Annotated in this window: 22 protein-coding genes; all 22 read left to right on the plus strand. The window is 63.7% G+C overall.

The window, feature by feature from the left end; translation table 11 throughout:
- Positions 1 to 98: 98 nt before the first annotated feature.
- A complete protein-coding gene (locus PSCI_RS20415; RefSeq protein ID WP_045490560.1) occupies positions 99 to 629 on the plus strand; it encodes a P27 family phage terminase small subunit in 531 nt (176 codons plus the stop codon).
- Entirely contained in the window at positions 592 to 2,394 is a 1,803-nt protein-coding gene (locus tag PSCI_RS20420) for a terminase large subunit (protein ID WP_045490561.1), read from the plus strand. The genes PSCI_RS20415 and PSCI_RS20420 overlap by 38 nt, the downstream gene beginning before the upstream one ends.
- The gene (locus PSCI_RS20425; protein WP_045490562.1) at positions 2,391 to 2,579 is read left to right on the plus strand and encodes a hypothetical protein; all 189 of its coding nucleotides are present in this window, start codon (positions 2,391 to 2,393) and stop codon (positions 2,577 to 2,579) included. The genes PSCI_RS20420 and PSCI_RS20425 overlap by 4 nt, the downstream gene beginning before the upstream one ends.
- A 2-nt stretch (positions 2,580 to 2,581) precedes the next feature.
- Complete coding sequence (locus PSCI_RS20430; protein ID WP_045490563.1) at positions 2,582 to 3,853, plus strand: phage portal protein; 1,272 nt, start codon at positions 2,582 to 2,584, stop codon at positions 3,851 to 3,853.
- A complete protein-coding gene (locus tag PSCI_RS20435; RefSeq protein WP_045490564.1) occupies positions 3,850 to 4,803 on the plus strand; it encodes a S49 family peptidase in 954 nt (317 codons plus the stop codon). The genes PSCI_RS20430 and PSCI_RS20435 overlap by 4 nt, the downstream gene beginning before the upstream one ends.
- A 61-nt stretch (positions 4,804 to 4,864) precedes the next feature.
- Complete coding sequence (locus PSCI_RS20440) at positions 4,865 to 6,181, plus strand: phage major capsid protein (RefSeq protein WP_045490565.1); 1,317 nt, start codon at positions 4,865 to 4,867, stop codon at positions 6,179 to 6,181.
- Between the two features lie 49 nt (positions 6,182 to 6,230).
- Positions 6,231 to 6,464, plus strand: coding sequence for a hypothetical protein (locus PSCI_RS20445; protein ID WP_045490566.1), 234 nt, complete (start codon positions 6,231 to 6,233; stop codon positions 6,462 to 6,464).
- Positions 6,465 to 6,466: 2 nt separating this feature from the next.
- The gene (locus tag PSCI_RS20450; RefSeq protein ID WP_045490567.1) at positions 6,467 to 7,018 is read left to right on the plus strand and encodes a hypothetical protein; all 552 of its coding nucleotides are present in this window, start codon (positions 6,467 to 6,469) and stop codon (positions 7,016 to 7,018) included.
- A 1-nt stretch (position 7,019) separates the two neighbouring features.
- Positions 7,020 to 7,340, plus strand: a complete 321-nt coding sequence (locus PSCI_RS20455) for a phage head closure protein (RefSeq protein WP_052483449.1) — start codon at positions 7,020 to 7,022, stop codon at positions 7,338 to 7,340.
- Between the two features lie 6 nt (positions 7,341 to 7,346).
- On the plus strand, positions 7,347 to 7,817 hold the full coding sequence (locus tag PSCI_RS20460; protein ID WP_045490568.1) for an HK97-gp10 family putative phage morphogenesis protein: 471 nt from the start codon (positions 7,347 to 7,349) through the stop codon (positions 7,815 to 7,817).
- A 6-nt stretch (positions 7,818 to 7,823) separates the two neighbouring features.
- Entirely contained in the window at positions 7,824 to 8,171 is a 348-nt protein-coding gene (gene gp17, locus PSCI_RS28265; RefSeq protein ID WP_052483451.1) for a tail completion protein gp17, read from the plus strand.
- Between the two features lie 8 nt (positions 8,172 to 8,179).
- The gene (locus PSCI_RS20470; protein WP_045490569.1) at positions 8,180 to 8,665 is read left to right on the plus strand and encodes a phage tail tube protein; all 486 of its coding nucleotides are present in this window, start codon (positions 8,180 to 8,182) and stop codon (positions 8,663 to 8,665) included.
- A complete protein-coding gene (locus PSCI_RS29195) occupies positions 8,652 to 9,116 on the plus strand; it encodes a phage tail assembly chaperone (RefSeq protein WP_144403293.1) in 465 nt (154 codons plus the stop codon). The genes PSCI_RS20470 and PSCI_RS29195 overlap by 14 nt, the downstream gene beginning before the upstream one ends.
- A gap of 50 nt (positions 9,117 to 9,166) precedes the next feature.
- Positions 9,167 to 9,439, plus strand: coding sequence for a phage tail assembly protein T (locus PSCI_RS20480; RefSeq protein WP_197540955.1), 273 nt, complete (start codon positions 9,167 to 9,169; stop codon positions 9,437 to 9,439).
- A 68-nt stretch (positions 9,440 to 9,507) separates the two neighbouring features.
- Positions 9,508 to 9,918 carry a hypothetical protein gene (locus tag PSCI_RS20485; RefSeq protein ID WP_045490570.1) on the plus strand — a complete coding sequence of 137 codons (411 nt, stop codon included), beginning with the start codon at positions 9,508 to 9,510 and terminating at the stop codon, positions 9,916 to 9,918.
- Positions 9,919 to 10,089: 171 nt separating this feature from the next.
- Positions 10,090 to 10,782 carry an HNH endonuclease gene (locus tag PSCI_RS28765; protein WP_084710050.1) on the plus strand — a complete coding sequence of 231 codons (693 nt, stop codon included), beginning with the start codon at positions 10,090 to 10,092 and terminating at the stop codon, positions 10,780 to 10,782.
- Positions 10,783 to 10,839: 57 nt separating this feature from the next.
- Positions 10,840 to 14,112, plus strand: a complete 3,273-nt coding sequence (locus tag PSCI_RS20490) for a tape measure protein (RefSeq protein WP_045490571.1) — start codon at positions 10,840 to 10,842, stop codon at positions 14,110 to 14,112.
- A 26-nt stretch (positions 14,113 to 14,138) separates the two neighbouring features.
- Positions 14,139 to 14,489: a phage tail protein gene (locus PSCI_RS20495; protein WP_045490572.1), complete on the plus strand. Its 351-nt coding sequence runs from the start codon at positions 14,139 to 14,141 to the stop codon at positions 14,487 to 14,489.
- Positions 14,486 to 15,169, plus strand: coding sequence for a phage minor tail protein L (locus PSCI_RS20500; RefSeq protein ID WP_045490574.1), 684 nt, complete (start codon positions 14,486 to 14,488; stop codon positions 15,167 to 15,169). The genes PSCI_RS20495 and PSCI_RS20500 overlap by 4 nt, the downstream gene beginning before the upstream one ends.
- A 5-nt stretch (positions 15,170 to 15,174) precedes the next feature.
- The gene (locus tag PSCI_RS20505; protein WP_045490576.1) at positions 15,175 to 15,930 is read left to right on the plus strand and encodes a C40 family peptidase; all 756 of its coding nucleotides are present in this window, start codon (positions 15,175 to 15,177) and stop codon (positions 15,928 to 15,930) included.
- Positions 15,927 to 16,514, plus strand: a complete 588-nt coding sequence (locus PSCI_RS20510; RefSeq protein WP_045490578.1) for a tail assembly protein — start codon at positions 15,927 to 15,929, stop codon at positions 16,512 to 16,514. Before PSCI_RS20505 ends, PSCI_RS20510 begins: the two co-directional genes overlap by 4 nt.
- 8 nt (positions 16,515 to 16,522) lie before the next feature.
- Positions 16,523 to 19,804, plus strand: a complete 3,282-nt coding sequence (locus tag PSCI_RS20515; RefSeq protein WP_045490580.1) for a host specificity protein J — start codon at positions 16,523 to 16,525, stop codon at positions 19,802 to 19,804.
- Positions 19,805 to 19,807 lie beyond the last annotated feature (3 nt).

Consider the following 19,807-nt stretch of genomic DNA (forward strand, 5'->3'; position numbering starts at 1 on the left):
TAGACCGAGTCCTCCACTCTCCTTGCAAAATGCGGGAAAAATGGGGGGTGGCCCCTTGAGGCCTGGGGGCTTATTCCGTACAGATAGTGAGGTTTTACATGGCCGGTAATGGCAATTCAGGCCGTCCGGCTAAACCGGCGGTGGTGCACCTGCTGACAGGCAATGCCAGCAAAAAGAACGTCAAATCCCTGCTGGATGAGGTCCAGCATCCGCCAGTGCCCGTAGAGGCGCCTCCAAGGCCTGACTGGCTGAGCGAAGAGGTGCTGCGTGAATGGGATCATCTGATCCCCGATTTGCTCGCCCTGGGCCTTGTATCGCGTGTAGACGGCCAAGCCATCGCCGAGTACTGCCAGGCCAAGGTCGAGTGGCGCAAGTTCAACACCCTGATCGAGCAGATGAACGACAAGATCGCCTCGGGCCACCTGGGCGATGTGCAGGTGTACAAGTCCGGCGCTGCCGACATGTCGATCTGGCGCAAGCTGCGCAACGATGCCCACCAGAAAGCCGACCACATCGGTCGCCAGTTCGGTTTCACGCCCTTGGCTCGCAGGGCGCTGAAGCTGGTTTCCCCGCAAATGGACCTGATCCCCAATGAGCCAAGAGACGCCGCCGCCAAGTACTTCAGCTGAAGTCGACCGGGCGACGGACTTCGCCCTGGCGGTGGTGAAAAAGCAACGGTTGGCCGGTCCAGATGTACGCCGCGCCGCCCGGCGTCATCTGCGCGACCTGCGTCACGGCCACAAGCGCGGTTTGCACTGGGATCTGAGCGCAGCGCAGTTTGCCATCGGTTTTTTTGAAGACGTGCTGGTGCTCAACGGCGGCGAGTTCGAAGGCAAACCCTTCCTGCTCGCGCCCTGGCAAGCGTTCATTGTCGGCAGCCTGTTTGGCTGGAAACGCGCCGACGGCTACCGGCGCTTCCGTACCGCCTTCATCGAAACCGCCAAAGGCTCCGGCAAAAGTCCGCTGGCCGCCGGTATCGGCCTGCTGGGCCTGGTGGCCGACAACGAAGCGCGTGCCGAGGTCTACGCCGCCGCCACCAAGCGCGACCAGGCGATGATCCTGTTTCGCGATGCCGTGGCGATGGTCAAACAGTCGCCATCGCTGTCAGCCCGGATCGAGATGTCCGGGCGCAACGAAAAGATCTGGAACCTGTACTACGGCAACACCGAGTCGTTTTTCAAACCGATCAGCGCCGATGAAGGCCAGTCCGGCCCGCGTCCGCATGTGGCCTTGCTCGATGAGATCCACGAGCACCGCAACGGCAACGTGGTGAACATGGTTCGCGCCGGGACCAAGAGTCGCCGTCAGGCGCTGATCGTGATGATCACCAATAGCGGGTCGGACAAGAACAGTGTGTGTTGGCAGCACCATGAACTGGGCGTGCGGATTTGCAAGGGAGAGGAAGACAACGATGCCTTTTTCGCCTTTATCTGCAGCTTGGACAAGGGCGACGACCCGTTTACCGATGAAAGTTGCTGGTCAAAGGTCAACCCCAGCCTGGATTTCATTCAGGAAGGCCAGACCGACGGCATTCCCGGCCGCCAGTACCTGCGCGAGCAGGTCAGTGATGCCCGTGGCATGCCCAGTAAAGAAGCCATTACTCGCCGGCTGAATTTCTGCGAATGGACCCAGGCCATCTCGCCTTGGATTTCTTGGGAAGTATGGGACCAGGCACGTGAACCCGTACCGATGTCGGTGCTGCGCAACCGGCCGTGCGTCGGCGGCCTGGACCTGGCCAGCACCACCGACCTGACCGCCTTCGTGCTGCTGTTCTACCCGACCTATGAAGACCCGCACTGGCGGTTGCTGCCGTATTTCTGGATTCCCGATCACCAGCTTGAAGAGCGGGAGCGGCGTGACAAAGTGCCGTACTTGGCGTGGATCAAGACTCGCGATATGGAAACCACGCCGGGCCGGGCGATCAGCAAGTTGTACATTCTGCGGCGTCTGCAAACCATCTGCGCTTACTTCGATGTGCGCAAGATCGGCTACGACCGTTGGCGCATCGAGGATTTCATTCAACTGGGCGACGATCACGACTTTCAGTTGCCGCCCATGATCGATTTCGGTCAGGGCTATATGTCGATGGCACCGGCCGTCGACGAATTCGAGCGGCGCCTGCTGGGTGTTGATATGCCTGTCATGCAGAGCAGCAGCGATGCGCAACGTGTCAGCGTCGAAAGCCTGCGCCACGACGGCAACCCGGTGATGACCTGGTGCGCGGGCAACACCGTAATCAAGGCCGACGAAGCCAACAACCGCAAGCCCGACAAAGCCAAGGCCACCGGCCGCATCGACGGCATCGTCGCCGCGCTAATGGCTACCGGTATCAGTGGCTCAATACCCGTAGCCGCCAGCGGCACCTCCATTTACGACCAAGGAATCGGCATATGAACCTCATCGCACTGCTGGCCTGGCTGGCCGGCGGGCTGGGCTTTGGCCTGCTGATCGGCGGCATCGCCCTGATCCACATCCCGGCCGCCTGCATCATCGCCGGGCTGTGCCTGCTGGGCTGGGCGTACCTGGCCGACCGGGCAGCGGCCGGTGTACCGCGCAAAGCTGGCAACGGGAGTGGTTGAGCATGTTCTTCAGCAAGCAACTCAGCCCGGACGACGGGCTGGTGTCGGACGGCAAAAGCCGCTTCTGGCAAAGCCTGATCGGCTCGTCGCGATCCTCGGCCGGGGTCAGAGTCACCGCCGACAGCGCGCTGGCCCTGACCGTGGTGCAAAACTGCGTGACCCTGCTGGCCGAAAGCGTCGCGCAGTTGCCGCTGGAACTCTACCGGCGGCTGGGCGACGGCAAGCGCGAGGCGGCGATTCATCACCCGCTGTACGACGTGCTGCGCTACCAGCCCAACCCGTGGCAAACGCCCTATGAGTACCGCGAGTACAGCCAGCTGGCGGCGGGCATGCGTGGCAATGCATTCAGCTTCATCGAGCGGGCCGACAACGGCGCGGTGAAAGCGCTGTACCCGCTGCACAACGACCAGATTCAAGTGCTCAAGGGCACCGACCTGCTGCCGTGCTACCGCATCGGCGGTCATGCGCCGCTGCCCATGCGCCTGATTCACCATGTGCGCTGGCACACCCGCAACCACTACACCGGCCTGTCACCCATCGAGCTGCATGCCGACGCGGTGGGGCTGGCCCAGGCGGTGCGTCAGTACGCGGGCAAGTCGTTTGCCAACGGCACGGCGGTCAGCGGCGTGATCGAGCGGCCCAAAGAGTCGCCTGCCATCCGCGACATGGAAAGTATCAACCGGATCCTGGATCAATGGGGCGAGAAATTCGCCGGTATCGATAACGCCAAAAAGGTCGCCTTGCTGCAAGAGGGCATGACCTTCAAACCGGTGTCGATGAACAACGTCGACTCCGAACTGCTGGGCATCATGAAAGCCACCGGCCTGGACGTGGCGCGGATCTACAAGATCCCGCCGCACATGGTCAACGACCTCGAAAAAGCCAGCTACAACAGCCTGGAACAGTTGCTGATCCAGTACGTGATCTTCGCCCTGATGCCGTGGGTCAAGCGCCACGAGCAGGCGATGATGCGCGACTTCCTGCTGGGCAGCGAACGCAAGGACTACTTCATTGAATTCAACCTGTCCGGGCTGCTGCGCGGCGACCAGAAAAGCCGCTACGACGCCTACGCGGTCGGCCGCCAGTGGGGCTGGCTGTCGATCAACGACATCCGCCGCCTGGAAAACATGCCGCCGGTGGCCAACGGCGACAGCTACCTGCAACCGCTGAACATGGTCGACGTGACCCACAACCCGGCCAACCCCGATAACCCCGACGTCCGCGCCCGGCTGGAACAGCAGCGCGACGACATCCTGAGGATGCTTGGCGCATGAAACACCACCTCCGGGTGGCCAGCCTGCTGTTCAACCAGCCGCTGCTGACCACCCCTGACTTGCTCGACCTCGCCGTGCGTTGGGCCAACCAGACCCTGAGCCTGAACATCATCAGCCTGCACACCGCAGGCATCAGCCAGGGCGCACAGATGATGTTCGATGACGACGACCGCGAACAGCAGGCCCAGCGCCGTGAAGAACAGCGGCTGAAGGTCATCGCCGAAACCGGCATCGAAGTGATCCCGGTCAGCGGCGTGCTGGTCAGTCGCGGCAGCCATCTGGCGGCCTGCGAAACCATGACCAGCTACGAAGACCTGCGGCGTTCGCTCAGCCGCGCCGTGGCCGATCCGCTGGTCGAACGCATCGTGCTCGACATCGACAGCCCCGGCGGCAGCGCGGTCGGGGCCTTCGAACTGGCGGCGGACATTCGCGCCGCCACGGCGATCAAACCGATCACCGCGCTGGTCAACTTCATGGCCTATTCCGGGGCTTACCTGCTGGCCGCTGCATGCACCGAAATCGTCGTCAGCCAGACCTCCGGGGTCGGTTCCATCGGGGTGATTGCCAGCCACATGGACCGCTCGAAAATGGAAGAGGGCATGGGCGTCAAAGTCACCACGGTCTACGCCGGGGCGCACAAAAACGACCTCAGCCCACACGAGCCGCTTACCGCCCAGTCGCTGCAGGTGCTCAACGAACTGGTGCAAGACAGCTACCAGATGTTCACCCAGCAGGTGGCCGACTACCGCCACCTCGACGTGGCCAAGGTCATCGCCACCGAAGCGGCCTGCTACCGGGGCGCCAAGGCCATCGCCATGGGCCTGGCCGACCGCATGCAGGCACCGCAACAGGCGCTCGACCAACTGAGCCAAGGCATCGCCCTGCACCGGCAGCAACGCCAACGCATCAGCCTGCAAGCCCGCGCCTGCGCCATCGCTGCCCGACTCTGACCGCGTTCACGGCCGCACCATCCACCGCCCTCAGGGCGGTTTTTTTATTCTGGAGAGACCCATGTCCCTGGTTACCCAATTGCGCAGCGAACGCGCCAAACTTAACGAGCAGATCCAGGCGCTGGCGCGCATCGAAGCCGACGGCGGCGTGCTGGATGCCGAACAACTGACATCCTTCGATTCACTCAACAGCGCCTTCAACACGCTGACCGACAAACTCAGCCGCGCCGAGGCCGCCGAACGCACCGCGCTGGCCAGTGCCGTGCCGCTCAGCGAAGGCGCACAAGGCATCACCAGCCCACCGGCCGGTGGCATCAGCGGCCCATTCACAGCCAAGCCGATTCCCGGAGCCAACATGGCGCAAATGGTCCGCTTGCTGGCCGCAACCCGTGGCGATCAACAGGCCGCCGCAAAAATGGCCAGTGACGGCGGCATGAACCCGGAAATCGCCATGGCCCTGAGCACTGTGACCCCCGGTGCGGGCGGCGTGCTGGTGCCGCACAGCTTTTCCAGCGAAGTGATCGAGCTGCTGCGGCCCAAATCGGTGGTGCGCAAACTCGGCGCCGTGTCGTTGCCACTCAATAGCGGCAACCTGACCATTCCGCGCATCAAAGGCGGGGCGATTGTCGGCTACATCGGCAGCGAAGAAGACGTGCCGGTCACCGACCTGAATTTCGACGACCTCAAACTGTCGGCCAAGAAACTGGCCGGCCTGGTGCCGATCAGCAACGACCTGCTGAGCTATTCCGGTACCAACCCCAACGTTGACCGGCTGGTGGTCAACGACCTGACGGCTGCGGTGGGGCTGGCCGAAGACCTGGGCTTCATTCGCGGCGCCGGGACCGGCAACCTGCCCAAAGGCCTGCGCTTCTGGGCACCGGCGTTCAACATCATCACCTGCCCGCCGGACAAAGAGCTGCACATCGTCGAAATGGCCCTGTCGGCGCTGATCCTGCGCCTGGAACAGGCCGACGCGAACATGCTGATGCCGGGCTTCATCATGGCCCCGCGCAGCAAACGCTGGCTGGCCGCGCTGCGTGACGGCAACGGCAACAAGGCCTACCCGGAGCTGGACCAGAACCTGCTCAAAGGCTTCCCGGTGGCGACCACCACCCAGGTGCCGATCAACCTCGGTGAAAACGGTGATGCCTCGGAAATCTACTTTGCCGATTTCGCCGATTGCTTCATCGGCGAAGACGACGACATGGTCATCGACTTCAGCAAAGAGGCCACCTACAAGGACAACGCCGGGAACATCGTCAGCGCTTTCCAGCGCGACCAGACCCTGGTGCGGGTGATCGCCAAGCACGACTTTGGCCCCCGGCACATCGAGTCGGTCGCGATGCTCACCGACGTGGTCTGGGGCGCCGGGCTGTGACGTCATCCACGGCCCGCACTGGCGGGCCGATTCCATTGCGAGGTAACCCATGTCCAAAGTAATCATCACCTTTGCCAAACACTGGCGCGGCTACGCGGCGGGCGAAACCGCCGGTTTCGACGAAGCGGTCGCCCAGACCCTGATCGATGCCGGTGTCGCCACCGAGCATGAGGGCGGCAAGAAACAACGCCGCCCGGCCAAGCCAACGAGCAAACCGGCTGCGGAAACCCGACCTGAACCGGCGACCCCGGCCGCACCTGCCGACAACGACGAGAAACCCTGAGCATGGCCCGGCGCATCGCTTACACCGGCGAGCCGGTGCTAAGCCTGGATGAAGTCGCCCGGCAATGCCGCCTCGATGCTGAAGACATGCAGGCGGCGCTGATCGAGCAGGTGATCATTCCCGGCATCACTCAACAGGCCGAAGCGCTGGCTGGGGCGGCGGTGCGCGAGGCCGAATATCAGGAACACTGGCCCGCGTCATACGCCAGTGGCCGGGTGCTGGAAATCGGTCAGGTCAAAGCCATCGTCAGCGTCTGCCAGGTGCAGGCCGATGGCAGTGAACAGCCGCTGAACGTCGCCACCCGACTGGTACACAGCGCCAAGGAAACCCGGCTGCTGTTTCCCGCCGGGCGTCCAGCAGGTGAATTGTCGATCCGCTACCTGGCTGGCACCGATCTGGATCGTCACCCCGGCGTGCGCTCGTGGTTGCTGATGCACGCGGCCACCGCGTACGAACACCGCGAGACCGTGGTCACCGGCCAGACCCTGGCCAAGCTGCCTGGCACCTTTCTCGACTCGCTGCTCAGCGAAATCACCTTACCCGCGAGGTTCTGACATGGGCGCAGGCCACTACCGGCACCGCTGCCAGCTGTACCGCAACGAGCCGATCCGCGACCCGCTAGGCGGTGACACCGACCGGTGGGTGCTGGTGCGCGCGTTCTGGGGTGATGTGCGTGCTGTCAGCGGCCGCAACTGGCTGGCCGCCGCCCAGCACCAAGCTGAGGTCACCGTGGAAATCCACTGCCGACCGCTGGCGGCGCTGGCCGGCATGCGCGTCGCACACGACACACTGACCTACCAGATCGAACAGCCACTGCTCGACCGGGGCCGCCACCGGCTGCGGCTCATGTGCAAAACGGTGACATCCATAAGGTGAAGGCGGATGGCTGAAATCTCCATGAACATCCTCGGCCTGGGCGATCTGCAGGCCGACTTCGAACGGCTGGCCAAGGCCACTGGCGAGCGGGTCTTGCGTGACGCAGTAATGGCCGGGGCGCGAGTGGTGCGCGACAAAGCCCGCACCTCGGCACCGGTGCGCACCCGCAAACTGAAAAAAAACATCATCGCCAGCCGCGCCGGTCAGGCGCACAACCAAGGTGCTGCCACCGCCGGTATCCGGGTCAGACGGCCCACCGGCAAAACCACCCGAGCGCTCAAGCGCGGCAGCAAGCCGGGCAAACGGCTGAGAACCGAATACGCCTCGCCGTTCTACTGGAAATTTCTGGAGCTGGGCACCTCGAAACTGCGCGCCCGGCCCTTCATCCGCCCGGCCTGGGACGGCAGCCTGCCGCAGATCGAAGGCGCGGTGCGCACCCGGCTGGCCGACGCCATCGACAAGGTCCTTATCAGGTAACCACCCATGATCGAAACCCACATCGCGGCGCGCCTTGGCGCACTGGCGGGCGGTCACGTCTACCCGGAAATCGCCCCGCCTGACGCACCGGTGCCGCGCATCACCTGGCTGGGCGTCGGCGTCGCCACCGGCTGGGTGCTGTCCGGCTGGGACGGCTCGCAAGACGCCACCCTGCAAGTCGATGCCTGGGCGGGCAACAAACTGTTGGCCCTGGAGTTGGCCAATGCCGTGTTCGAGGTCATGACCCGACCCGGCCCGGGCTTCACCGTCGGCCAGGCCCAGCGCTTGCCCGACGATTACGAATCAGACACCCGGCTGTTCCGGGTGAGCTGGGAATTCATGCTGCAACCGTAGGAGGCCCCATGGCCAATCAGGCGACCAAAGCCAAATTCGTCAAAACCCAGGGCACGGGGCTCGGCGTCTCCACCGACACCACCCTGGACCCGAACGACGAACTCATCGAGTGGGCAGACCTGTCCGTCACCGTCAAACAGCCGCAGTACCAGGGCGGCCAGTCCGATGAAATCGAAGTCACCACCCTGGCCAGCGAAGCCAAGGAGTTCACCGTCGGCCTGGCCGACAACGGCACCTTCACCATGAGCGGCAACTGGAAAATCGAAGACAAGGCCCAGACCGTCCTGCGCACCGCCCGCGACGATGGCGAGCCACGCGCCTTCAAGGTCGACTTTGCCGACGGCAGCAAATCACGCTTCCTCGGCCTGGTCACCCAGTTCACCTGGGACGCCGCACCCAACGGCACCGTCAGTGGCTCCTTCAACGTGCGCATCACCGGCAAGGTCAGCTTCACGTCGCCCGCCGCCGCAGGAGCCAACCATGCCGCGCAATAACCCCACCGACGCCAACCTGCGCCGCCTGGCCCTCGACCCGCTGCGCAACTTCAAACACCAAACCCTCACCGTCGAACAATGGGACAACGCCCAGGTCATCGTCCGCGCCCTGAGCGCTGGCGACTGGCTCGACTACCGCAAACGCACCACCGAACTGATCACCCAGGCCCGCCTCGACGCCGGGCTGCCAACGCTGGTCGACGACGAGGAAGACGACTCGCCGCTGCCCGCCGGGTTCTCGGCCACCGCACTGTACGCCTTCGTCCTGATCCGCACCCTGTTCGACGCCACCCACAACCGGGTGTTCGAAGACCAGGACCTCGACGACGTCACCGCCGCCTTCAGCCCGGTCCACGACCGGCTGGTGAGCAAAGCCTTCGAACTCAGCGGCGTAGAAGCGGGCGGCGACAGCCAACCGGCCGACCCGGTGGACCTCGCGGGAAACGCCTGACCCAGGAACCGGGGCTGGCCTTCCTGCTGACCCTGGCACTGCGCCTGGGCATGACCCTACACGACCTGCGCGAGCGGCTGAGTGCTGAGGAATTGTTTCTATGGAAAGCCTACGACCGCGAGTCGCCAATCAGCGACCGGCGTGGGGATGTGCAGGCGGCGATAGTGGCGGCTGCGGCGTTTCAGGCGCAGGGGGCCAAGGTTGTGGCTGCGGATTTGATGCCGGAGTGGCATGTGACCATCGATATGCCAGGTGACACTGAAACTGATCAAGGGGAGTCGGCGTTTAAGACGTTTCTGAAAAGCGCGTCAGAAACGTCCTGAACTGGCCGGGCAGGCTAACAAAGGGGGGATGCCGGGCTATTTTTCGATCTTCATTGAAGGAGGTCACCATGCGTTTCATGTTGCTAGCGTTTGTTTTGATGTTTCTCTCAGGGTGCGCCACTGACCCGATTCCGGCCGAGCAGGCTGACCCGGTGGCCCGCGACCAGATCTTCGCCAATCATCGCCAGCCCTCGGTTCCATACGGGACGCTTTGGGTCACGAGAGACACCGGATTTATCGGCTCTGCCTGCAGGGCTCTCATTTACATCAACGGCACCCATTCGGCCTCGGTCTGGGCGGGCGAGACCGCGCGCTTTTACCTGCCCGTGGGCGCCCATATCATCGGCGCCAACTCGTCTACCTTCTGTGGTGGCGGTCTGAAAGAGCGGCAGGTAGAGGTCAAGGCCTACCAAGAGCACCGCATGCGCATTTCCATCGACACATCCATGAGCATGGATCTGGCGCCGACGGCTTACTGATATGTTTGGGCGCTTTTGTCTGGTGTCGAACATTATGGCTGCGTGTCGCCACCGTTGACTGAGGTGGCGATGTGCAGGCGGCAATAAAGCTTGTGTCCTTGATGTTACTGAGCTTTGGAAACGTGAAGAAGCATCCTATGATCATGTCTTGATCATTACGTAGCTCAATCTATGTCACTAGAAGATGATTTCCACGAAGAAATGCGCGATGTCTATCAGTCTGCTGGTAATGAGCTGAATTATTGGGCAAAGAGGTTCTGGCCCGCAGTAAAAAGAAAAGGAGCTTTACAGTATGTCCGGGAGAAACTCAAATCGCCACAAAGGGTACCTGAGGGTGGCTTGCAAGCCCTAATAGAGGCAGGTCGATCCGATCTCAGCATGGAGGCAAGAGTGCTCAAACCTAAGTACAGGTCACTGTTCAGCGAGGCCGAGCTGGATGAGGCTCGTATGCGCCTGGATGCCATTCCAGACTATGCCAGGCGCAAACCTACGCCGCCAGACGAGATTTATCCTGATGAGCTTAAACCCGGGCTTCCTTACTTTGAAGGGGCTGTGAGACAGCGCATTGTTAACGTGTATGAGCGCAATGAAAAGGCTCGGGACAGTTGTTTGGAAAAGAAGGGGTATGACTGTTCAGTCTGCTCGATGAACTTTGAGAAAATATACGGACAGATCGGACACCAGTTCATGCATGTACATCACTTGATGCCCCTCGCTACGATTAGAGCTAGTTACGAGCTGGATCCGGAAAGACATCTCGTACCTGTATGTCCCAATTGTCACGCTATGCTGCATCGATCTTCGCCACCGCTATCAGTTTCAGAACTCAAAGCACGTATCGCAAAACAGTCGGCTCTGAGGTAGTCATCTTCTGAAAATACTCGCCCGCATCCGCGGGCTTTTTTTCGTCCGGAGAATCCCATGTCCAGCAACACCCTGCGCTCGCTGATCGTCAGCGTCTCTGCCGAGACCGGCGCCTATCAGCGGGAGATGTCGCGGGCGTCGCGGATGGGGCAGAACTACCTGCGCACCATTGCCGACGGCAATCGCCAGGCCGCTGCCGGTTGGCGTTCGCAGCAGTCGGCGATCAATGCCCAGAACACTGCCATGGTGTCGTTGACCGGCAGCGTCGGTGCCTATGTCAGCACCATGGCCGGTGCGTTGGCGTTGGGCAACCTGGCCACTCAGGCCGATGCCTGGAATGCGGTGAATGCGCGGCTCAAGCAGGCGTCGAGCAGTACCGAGGACTTTGCCAATAACCAAAAGGTGTTGTTCGGCATCAGCCAATTGACCGGCACCGCGTTCCGTGACAACGCCACGTTGTTCAGCCGCTCGGCGGCATCGATGCGTGAATACGGCTATGCGTCGACCGATATTCTCAAACTGTCGGAGTCACTGGCGCTGGGCCTGCAACTGTCGGGCAGTACGGCGGGTGAGGCGTCGTCGGTGATCACCCAGTTTTCCCAGGCGCTGGCCCAGGGCGTGCTGCGCGGCAACGACTTTGTCTCGGTGAATGCCAACGGTGACCGGATCATGCGCGCCCTGGCCACCGGCATGGGCGTGGCCCGCCGTGAGCTGAAGGGCATGGCCGATGACGGCCTGCTGACCATCGACAAGATCGTGCCCGCGCTGGTCAGCCAACTGGACGTGCTGCGCAAGGAATACGCCGCCATGCCCAACTCGGTGAGCGGCGCGACCACCGCCATGGGCAACGCCTTCCAGCGCTGGGTCGGCGATGTGGATGGCGCGACCGGCACCACCCAGGGGCTGGTCAAGGTGATCAACTTCGCTTCCGAAAACATCGATACCCTGGTGCGGCTGCTGGCCGGTGCGGCGATCAGTGCGTTCGGGCGCAAGATCGCCGGGCTGGCCCAAGGCATGCTGGAGCAGGCCGCTGCATCGCGGGCGGCGCAGTCGGCAGAAGTCGGGCGGAGCCGGGCGCAGGTCGATGCCACCGCGACCCTGGCCCGTAAGGCCACTGCCGAAGTCGCCGCCGCACGCACCCAGGTGGCCATGACCCGTGGCACCGACCAGCACGCCGCTGCGCTGAGTCGTTTGCGCCTGGCGCGGCTGGCCGACCTGCAGGCGACTCAAGCGCACACGGCGGCGCAGATCGCCAATGCTCGCGCCACGTCGGTGCTCGGCAACGCCACCCGTAGCCTGATGGGCTTTGTCGGCGGGCCGGTGGGCCTGGGCGTGATGGTTGCGGCCACGGCGGCCAGCTTTATGCTGTTTCGCAACACGGCCAGCCAGGCGGCCAGCGCGGTGGTTGATCTGCAGAAGCCGATAGCCGATCTGCGCAAGGAATGGGAAGGGCTGGGCGCCGCGCAACAGCGGCCGATCCTCAGTTCGCTGGAACAGCAGCAAAAGCAGGCCAAACAGAAGGCTGCCGAGATCCTGCGCGAGATGCAGGCGGTTGCCCAAGGGGCATCCGGCAACTATCGCGGCGGGCAAAACTTCGAAGCGTCGATGTACGAGCGTGCCGCAGCGGCGCGCAACTTCGGGCGCGGGATCAAGGGCGGCCTCGATGTCGACACCGCCACCCAGTGGATGGTCGACTCGATCAAGCCCACCGATGCGCTGAAAGAGCGCTTGCAAGGCCTGGCCGGCCAGTACCAGACCACCATCGAGCGGGTGCATGCGGCGCGGGCGCAGATGACCGAACTCAACGGCATCATGGCCCGCGCCCAAGACAACGCTGCGGGCCTCGGCGCCGGGCTCAACAAGATTCAGCCGCCCAGTGCATCGACAGTCGGTGCCTGGAAAAAACGCATCGAGGCGCTGCAAGACCAGACCGACAAACTCAACGACCCCACCGAACTGGGCGCGGTCACTCGTCAGGGCGAGCGCGACAAGCTGGGCCAGACCCCGGAAGGTCGCGCACTGCTGACACAGACCCAGGATGCGGCGCGGCTGCTCGACCTGACCATCGCCCAGCAAAAGGCCCGGGAAGAGGGCGCGCGCAAGGCCCGCGAAGCGGCAGCGACCGCCCAGCGCGAAGCCAAACAACTGGACGATCACTACCGGCGCACCTTGCGCACCCTGCAAGAACAGGCCGAGGTGCATGGCCGCAAGACCGAGCTGGCCAAGGTCGAATACGAAACCCGCCAAGGCGCACTGACCCAGCTCGATCAGGCCAAGAAAGCCGAGTTGGAACGGGCCGCCATCGCCCTGGACCAGCTCAACACCCAGAAGGCCTACAAAGACCTGATGGCCAGCGTGCACAAGCAGGAAGAGGGGCTGTTGCTCACCACCCGCAAGCGCTTCGAAGAACTGCAGAACCTGCGTCGCCAAGGCGGGTTGTCTGCCGATCAGTACCAGCAGGGCGCCGAGGCCATCTCCAAGGGTTCGATCAGCGAGGCACCGCGCTACGCCGGGCTGGATGCCTCGGTGGGCGGTCCAATTGGCGAAATGATCAAGGCGGCTGAAGCCGAAACCGCGCTGAAAGCCTGGCATGAAAAACAACTGGCCCTGCAGGCCGACTTGCATGCCCAGAAGCTCAGCAGCGAACAGCAATACCTGGACCGGGTGTTTGAGATCAACCAGATGAACCAGCAACGCCTTGAAGACATTCAGGGCGCGTACAAGGTGGCGATGTTCAGCACCTTCAGCGAACTGTCCGGGCAGGCGGCCGACATGGTTGGCAAGATCGCCGGTGAACAGTCCGGGGCGTACAAAGTGTTGTTCCTGGCGCAGAAGGCCTTCGCCGTGGCGTCGATCATCATGAACGCGCAGATTGCCGCCGCTAAAGCACCTGCAGAACTGACGCTGGTAGGCGGTATTCCGATTGGCAAGGCGCTACTGGCCGCCGGTTACGCCAATGCCGGCATAGTCGCGGGCATGACCCTGGCCGGCATGGCCCACGACGGCATCGACAACATTCCCAAGGACGGCACCTGGCTGCTGCAGAAGGGGGAGCGAGTAGTCGATGGCCGCACCAACCGCGACCTGAAACAGTTCCTCGACAAGGCGCCGCAGGCCACCAACCAGAGCCAGACGGCGCCGCAGATCCACATCAACATCCGCTCCGATGGCGGCGGTGGCGAGGTGGACTCGACCCAAGGCTACGAAGCGCTGGGCCAGGCGCTGCTGGCCACGGTGCGCAGCGAAATGCCCAAGATCGCCCGTGGCGTGATCATTCAGGAAAAGGGCCAGAACGGCCTGCTGGACCCGCATAACCGACGCAACGGCTGACCGGCCAGCGCTCAGGAGAACCAAACTTGACCGAGCTCTTCACCTGGTCGCCGCGGATCAATTCCAGCGGCGATACCCAGGCCAATCTGCTGTCTTCGCAATTCGGTGACGGCTACAGCCAGCGGCTGTCGGTGGGCATCAACAACCTGGCCGCTGTCTGGTCGGTGTCGTTCACCGGGACCGAGGCGTACCTCAAACCGATTCAGGCGTTCTTCATCCGCCACAAGGGCGCCCGGCATTTCCTGTGGACGCCGCCACTGGCCGAGCAGGGCCGCTTTATCACCAGCGGTGGCTGGCAGTTGCAGCCGCACGGTAAGCAGCGCTTCACCCTGAGCACCACCTTTCAGCAGGTGTTCGTGCCGGAGGACGCGCCATGATTACCGCTGACGACCAGAAGCTGGAGCCGGGCGCGCTGATCCAGTTGATCGAACTGGACGGCGAATCGCGGGGCATGGGCGTGTTGCGTTACCACGCCCATCAGCAGGCCGAGCCGATCCACTGGCAGGGTCAGCAGTACCTGCCGCGCCCGTTCGAGGTGGCCGGCTTTGGCCGGGGTGTCGAGGGCAATACCACTTCGCCGACGCTGAAGATCGGCAACCTCGATGGTCTGGTGACCGCACTGTGTGTGCAGTTCCAGCACCTGTGCGGCATTCGGGTGATCGTTCACCAGACCTACGCCAAATACCTCGACGCCCACAACGTTCCCGGCGGCAACCCGGACGCCAGCACCCATGAACGGCTGGACATCGCTTACATCAATCAGCCGACCCGCATATCCCGCGAAGAGGTGGTGTTTGCCCTGGTACCGCCGACCTCGGTCAAGGGCCAGAAGCTGCCCGGCGGGCAAATCTCCAACCGCTGCGAATGGTGCCTGTGGGGCGAATATCGCGGGCCGGACTGCAACTACACCGGCTTGCGGATGTTCGACCTGGACGGCAACCCGGTCGACGACCCGGCCAAGGATCGCTGCGGCGGCCGGGTCAGCGACTGCGAACTGCGCCACGGCAAAGGCAACCCGCTGCCGTTCGGCGGCACCCCCGGCGCCTCAATGGTATGAACCCGATGAATAAAACCGTGATGCAGCAGATTCACCGTCACGCCGCTGCCTGCTACCCGCAGGAATGCTGCGGCGTGGTGATCCGCGAGCGTGGCCGGGCGGTGTATGTGCCGTGCCGCAACGACGCGCAAACCCCCAGCGAGCATTTCATCCTCAACGCCCAGGACCAGGCCGATGCCGAAGATCGCGGCGCGGTGCTGCTGATCGTGCACAGCCATCCCGACACCCCGGCGCAACCGAGCATGGCCGACCGGGTGAGCTGCGAGCTGCACGAAGTGCCGTGGCTGATCGTCAGTTGGCCGTCGGGCGAGGTCGAGCAGTTTCAGCCCTCGGGATATCAGGCGCCGCTACTGGGCCGCGCCTTTGCCCACGGCCTGCTGGACTGTTACGCGCTGTGCCGGGATTTCTACCAGCGCGAATGGGGCCTGACGCTGCCCAACTACCCGCGCCGCGACGGCTGGTGGAACAACGGCGAGAGCCTGTATGAGCGCTACTACCGCGAGGCCGGTTTCTACCCGGTCAACGAGCTGCGCAAGGGCGACATGCTGGTCATGCAGATCAACGCCCCGGCACCCAACCATGCCGGTATCTACCTGGGCGATGGCCTGCTCAGCAGCCAACCCGAATTGCACCCGGCGCCGGGCACCTTCCTGCATCACCGCTACAACAAGGCTTCCAGCCGTGACGTGTACGGCGGCATGTGGGCCGACTGCACGCGGCTGATCCTGCGCCACGAACGGGCGCCGCAGGTGCTGCCATGAACCGCCGTAGCGACGACCCGCCGGTGATCGAGGTGCGGCTGTACGGCGTGCTCGGTACGCGCTTCGGCCGGGTTCACCGGCTGGCAGTGCGTTCCGGTGCCGAGGCGATCCATGCGCTGTGCGTGATGGTACCGGGCTTCAAACGCTTCCTGCGGCTCTCGGAAGAACGCGGCCTGACCTTCGCGGTGTTTCGCGGGAGGCACAACCTGCAGGAAGACGAACTGCCCATGCACTGCCGCAGCCTGGCGCCGATCCGCATCGCTCCGGTGGTGGTCGGCAGCAAATGGGGCAGCATCCTCTCGGCCGTGGCCGGTGTGGTGCTGATCGCCGTGGGTTTATACACCGGGCAATACCAGTTGGCCGCCATCGGCGCCGGGCTGCTGCTGGGCGGTGTCGCGACCATGATGGCGCCGTCACCGGCCGGCCTGCTCAATCAGGAAGAGGACGGCAACAAACCCTCCTATGCGTTCGGCGGCGCAGTCACCACCACCGCCCAGGGCCGCTGCAAGCCGTTGCTGTATGGCGAGCGCGACATTGGCGGGGCGGTGGTCTCCGCCGGAATTTACGCGGAAGATCAGCAATAGGATCAGTGATGCATAACCACAATACTGCGCCGATCAGCGGCGCCAAAAGCGGGGCCAGCAAGCCCTACCAGCCCTACAAAGCCCCCGACACCGCGTTGTCCATCGCCACCGCCAAGCTGCTGTACATCCTCAGTGAAGGGCCGATTGTCGGGCCGGTCCACAGTCACCGTTCGGTCAAACTCGACGGCACGCCGCTGGTGGCCCCCGATGGCAGCGAGAACTTTCCCGGCAGCCGCTGGGACTTTCGGCCTGGCACCGTGGATCAGGACCACATGCCGGGCTTTCCGGCGATCGAGAACGAAATCACCCAGGGCCTGCCGGTCGAACTGACCTCGGCCACCGCCTGGACCCGGGCGATCAACGACGCTCAGCTGTCAGCGGTGCGCATTCGCTTGTCCTGGCCGCAACTCTGGGAACTGCGCAGCAATGGCGACCAGATCGGTTACCGCATCGAGTACGCCATCGATCTGTCGGTGGATGGCGGCAGCTTCATGCCGTACCTGACCGCTGCGGTGCACGACAAAGGCACCAGCGAATACGAACGCAGCCACCGCATCGAACTGCCGGACGGCTTTAACAGCGCACTGGTCCGCGTGCGGCGCCTGACCCCCAATCGCAACGACAGCAGCTTTGCCGACGTGATGCGCATCAAGGGCTTGACCGAGGTGATCGACGCCAAGCTGCGCTACCCGAACCTGGCCGTCGGTGCCTTGCAGTTCGATGCCTCGCAGTTCCAGAACATCCCGAAATTCAGCGTGCGCGCCCGTGGCCGGATCATCCGCGTGCCGAGCAACTACGACCCGGACAGCCGCGTCTACGTCGGCCCGTGGGACGGCAGTTTCAAGCTGGCCTATTCAAACAACCCGGCCTGGGTCTGGTACGACCTGCTGTTGCACCGCCGCTATGGCCTGGGCCGACGCATCAGCCCCGACATGGTCGACCGCTGGACCCTGTACGAAATCGGCCGCTACTGCGACGTCATGGTGCCCGATGGCAAAGGCGGGCAGGAGCCGCGCATGACCACCAACGTCTACCTGCAGGAGCAGGCCGAGGGTTACGCGCTGCTGTCGGACCTGGCCAGCGTGTTCCATGGCAGCAGTTGCTGGAACGGCTCGATGGTCACCCTGGTGGCCGACATTCCCGGCAGCGAAGACGGCTACGTGTTCAGCCGCTCCAACATCATCGGCGAATTCGAATACGGCGCCGCCGCCTGGCCCGACCGGCACACACGGGCGCGGGTGTCCTGGGACAACCCGGACAACGACTACAAGACCGAACAGACCCCGGTGACCAACGACGAACTGATCGGCGTGCTCGGCCATCGCCAGCTCGACGTCGCCGCGTTTGGCTGCACCTCGGAAGGCCAGGCCATGCGCCATGGCTTGTGGGCGTTGAAGTCCGAACAGTTCGAAAGCTGGTCGGTGACCTTCACCACCGGCATGGAAGGGCGCAACGTCGAGCCGGGGCAGATCATCTGCGTGGCCGATGAGCTGTTTTCCGGGCGGCCCAACGGTGGCCGGATCAGCGCGGCGAGCAACCGGGTGATCACCCTCGACCGCGACGTGCAGATCCAGGCCGAAGACCGGCTGATCGTCAACCTGCCCAGCGGCAAGCCCGAGGGCCGGATTGTGCGGTCGGTGAACGGCCGCAAGGTCACGGTCATGGCCGCCTATTCCGAAGTGCCCGAGGCCGAAAGCAACTGGTCAGTGGAAAGCGCCGACCTTGCCGTGATGCGCTACCGGGTGCAGACCATCGAGCCGCAAGGCCTGCATCAGTACCAGATCAGCGCGGTGCAGCACGAGCCGAAAAAATACGACGCCATCGACAACGGCGCGCGCATCGAGCCGCAGCCGATCACCATCATCCCGCCCGGCGTGATGCCGGTGCCCAAGGGCATCGAGGTCACCGCGAGGGAGGTGATTTCTCAAGGCATCGCGGTCAGCACCCTGCGTATCAGTTGGCAGGCGGTGGAGGGCGCCGTGGCCTACCACGTCGAATGGCGCAAGGACGGCGGCCACTGGATTCGTATGCCGCGCACCGGCAGCCTGGGTGTTGAGGTCGAGAACATCTATGCCGGGCGCTACGTGGCGCGGGTCAGCGCCATCAACGCGCTGGAGGTCGCCTCGCTGTGGGGCACCAGCCTGGAGGTGATGCTGGGCGGCAAGACCACACCGCCGCCAGTGGTCGCGTTTCTGCGCACCACCAGCAAGGTCTACGGCATCGGCCTAGAGTGGGGCTTTCCCGCCGGTGCCGAAGACACCCAACGCACCGAGGTCTGGCACAGCAGCACCCCGAGCCGCGACGATGCCCGCAAACTGGCCGACTTCGCCTACCCGCAGGCGCGCCATGACCTGGACGGGCTGGCGGCCGGGGCGCGCTTCTACTACTGGGCGCGGCTGGTCGACCGCACCGGCAACCTCGGTGGCTGGTATCCGCAGGGCGTCGGCGTGTCTGGCCAATCGAGCACCGACAGCGACGAATACGACGACTACTTTGCGGGCAAGATCGGTGAGTCGGCGTTGGGCGACCACCTCAATGAACGCATCGACCTGATCGACGGCCCGCCAGACCTGCCCGGTTCGGTGAACGGCCGCCTGCAGGTGGTCACCGGCGACGTCGAGGCCATCTCCGAACGGGTCGATGGCGTGTTCGCCAAACTCAACCCGCCACTGGCCGGTGATGAAGGCAGCCGCGCGGGATCCAGCGCCTTCGTCGGCGTGTGGTCCGAACAGTCGGCACGCATCGAAGACGGCATTGCCACCGGCAAGCGGGTCGACACGGTGCAGGCCAAGGTCGACAACAACGCCGCCGTGGTGCAGCAGGTCAGCCAGGCGGTGGTCGACCTGGAAGGCAAGGCGTCGGCCATTTGGTCGGTCAAGTTGCAGGTCAATCAGCACGGCCAGTATGTGGCCGCCGGTATCGGCCTGAGCATCGAGAACACCGACGCCGGTCTGCAGAGTCAGTTCCTGGTCAGTGCCGATCGCTTTGCCGTGGTCAACAGCATCGAGGGCGGGCCGACCATGGCGCCCTTTGTGGTGCAGAACGGCCAGACCTTCATCAGCCAGGCGCTGATCGGCCACGGCTGGATCAACAACGCCATGATCGGCAACTACATCCAGTCCAACGACTACGTGCCCGGCGTGCAGGGCTGGCGGCTGGATAAGGCCGGGGTGCTGGAGTTCAACGGCAGCGTGCCGGGCGGTGGTCGGCTGGCGATCAATAACCGCGCCGTGAAGGTGTTCGATGCCCGCGGCGTTTTACGTGTCCAACTGGGAGACTTGCACGCATGAGTT

The sequence above is a fragment of the Pseudomonas sp. StFLB209 genome, assembly GCF_000829415.1.
In the GTDB taxonomy this organism is placed as follows: domain Bacteria; phylum Pseudomonadota; class Gammaproteobacteria; order Pseudomonadales; family Pseudomonadaceae; genus Aquipseudomonas.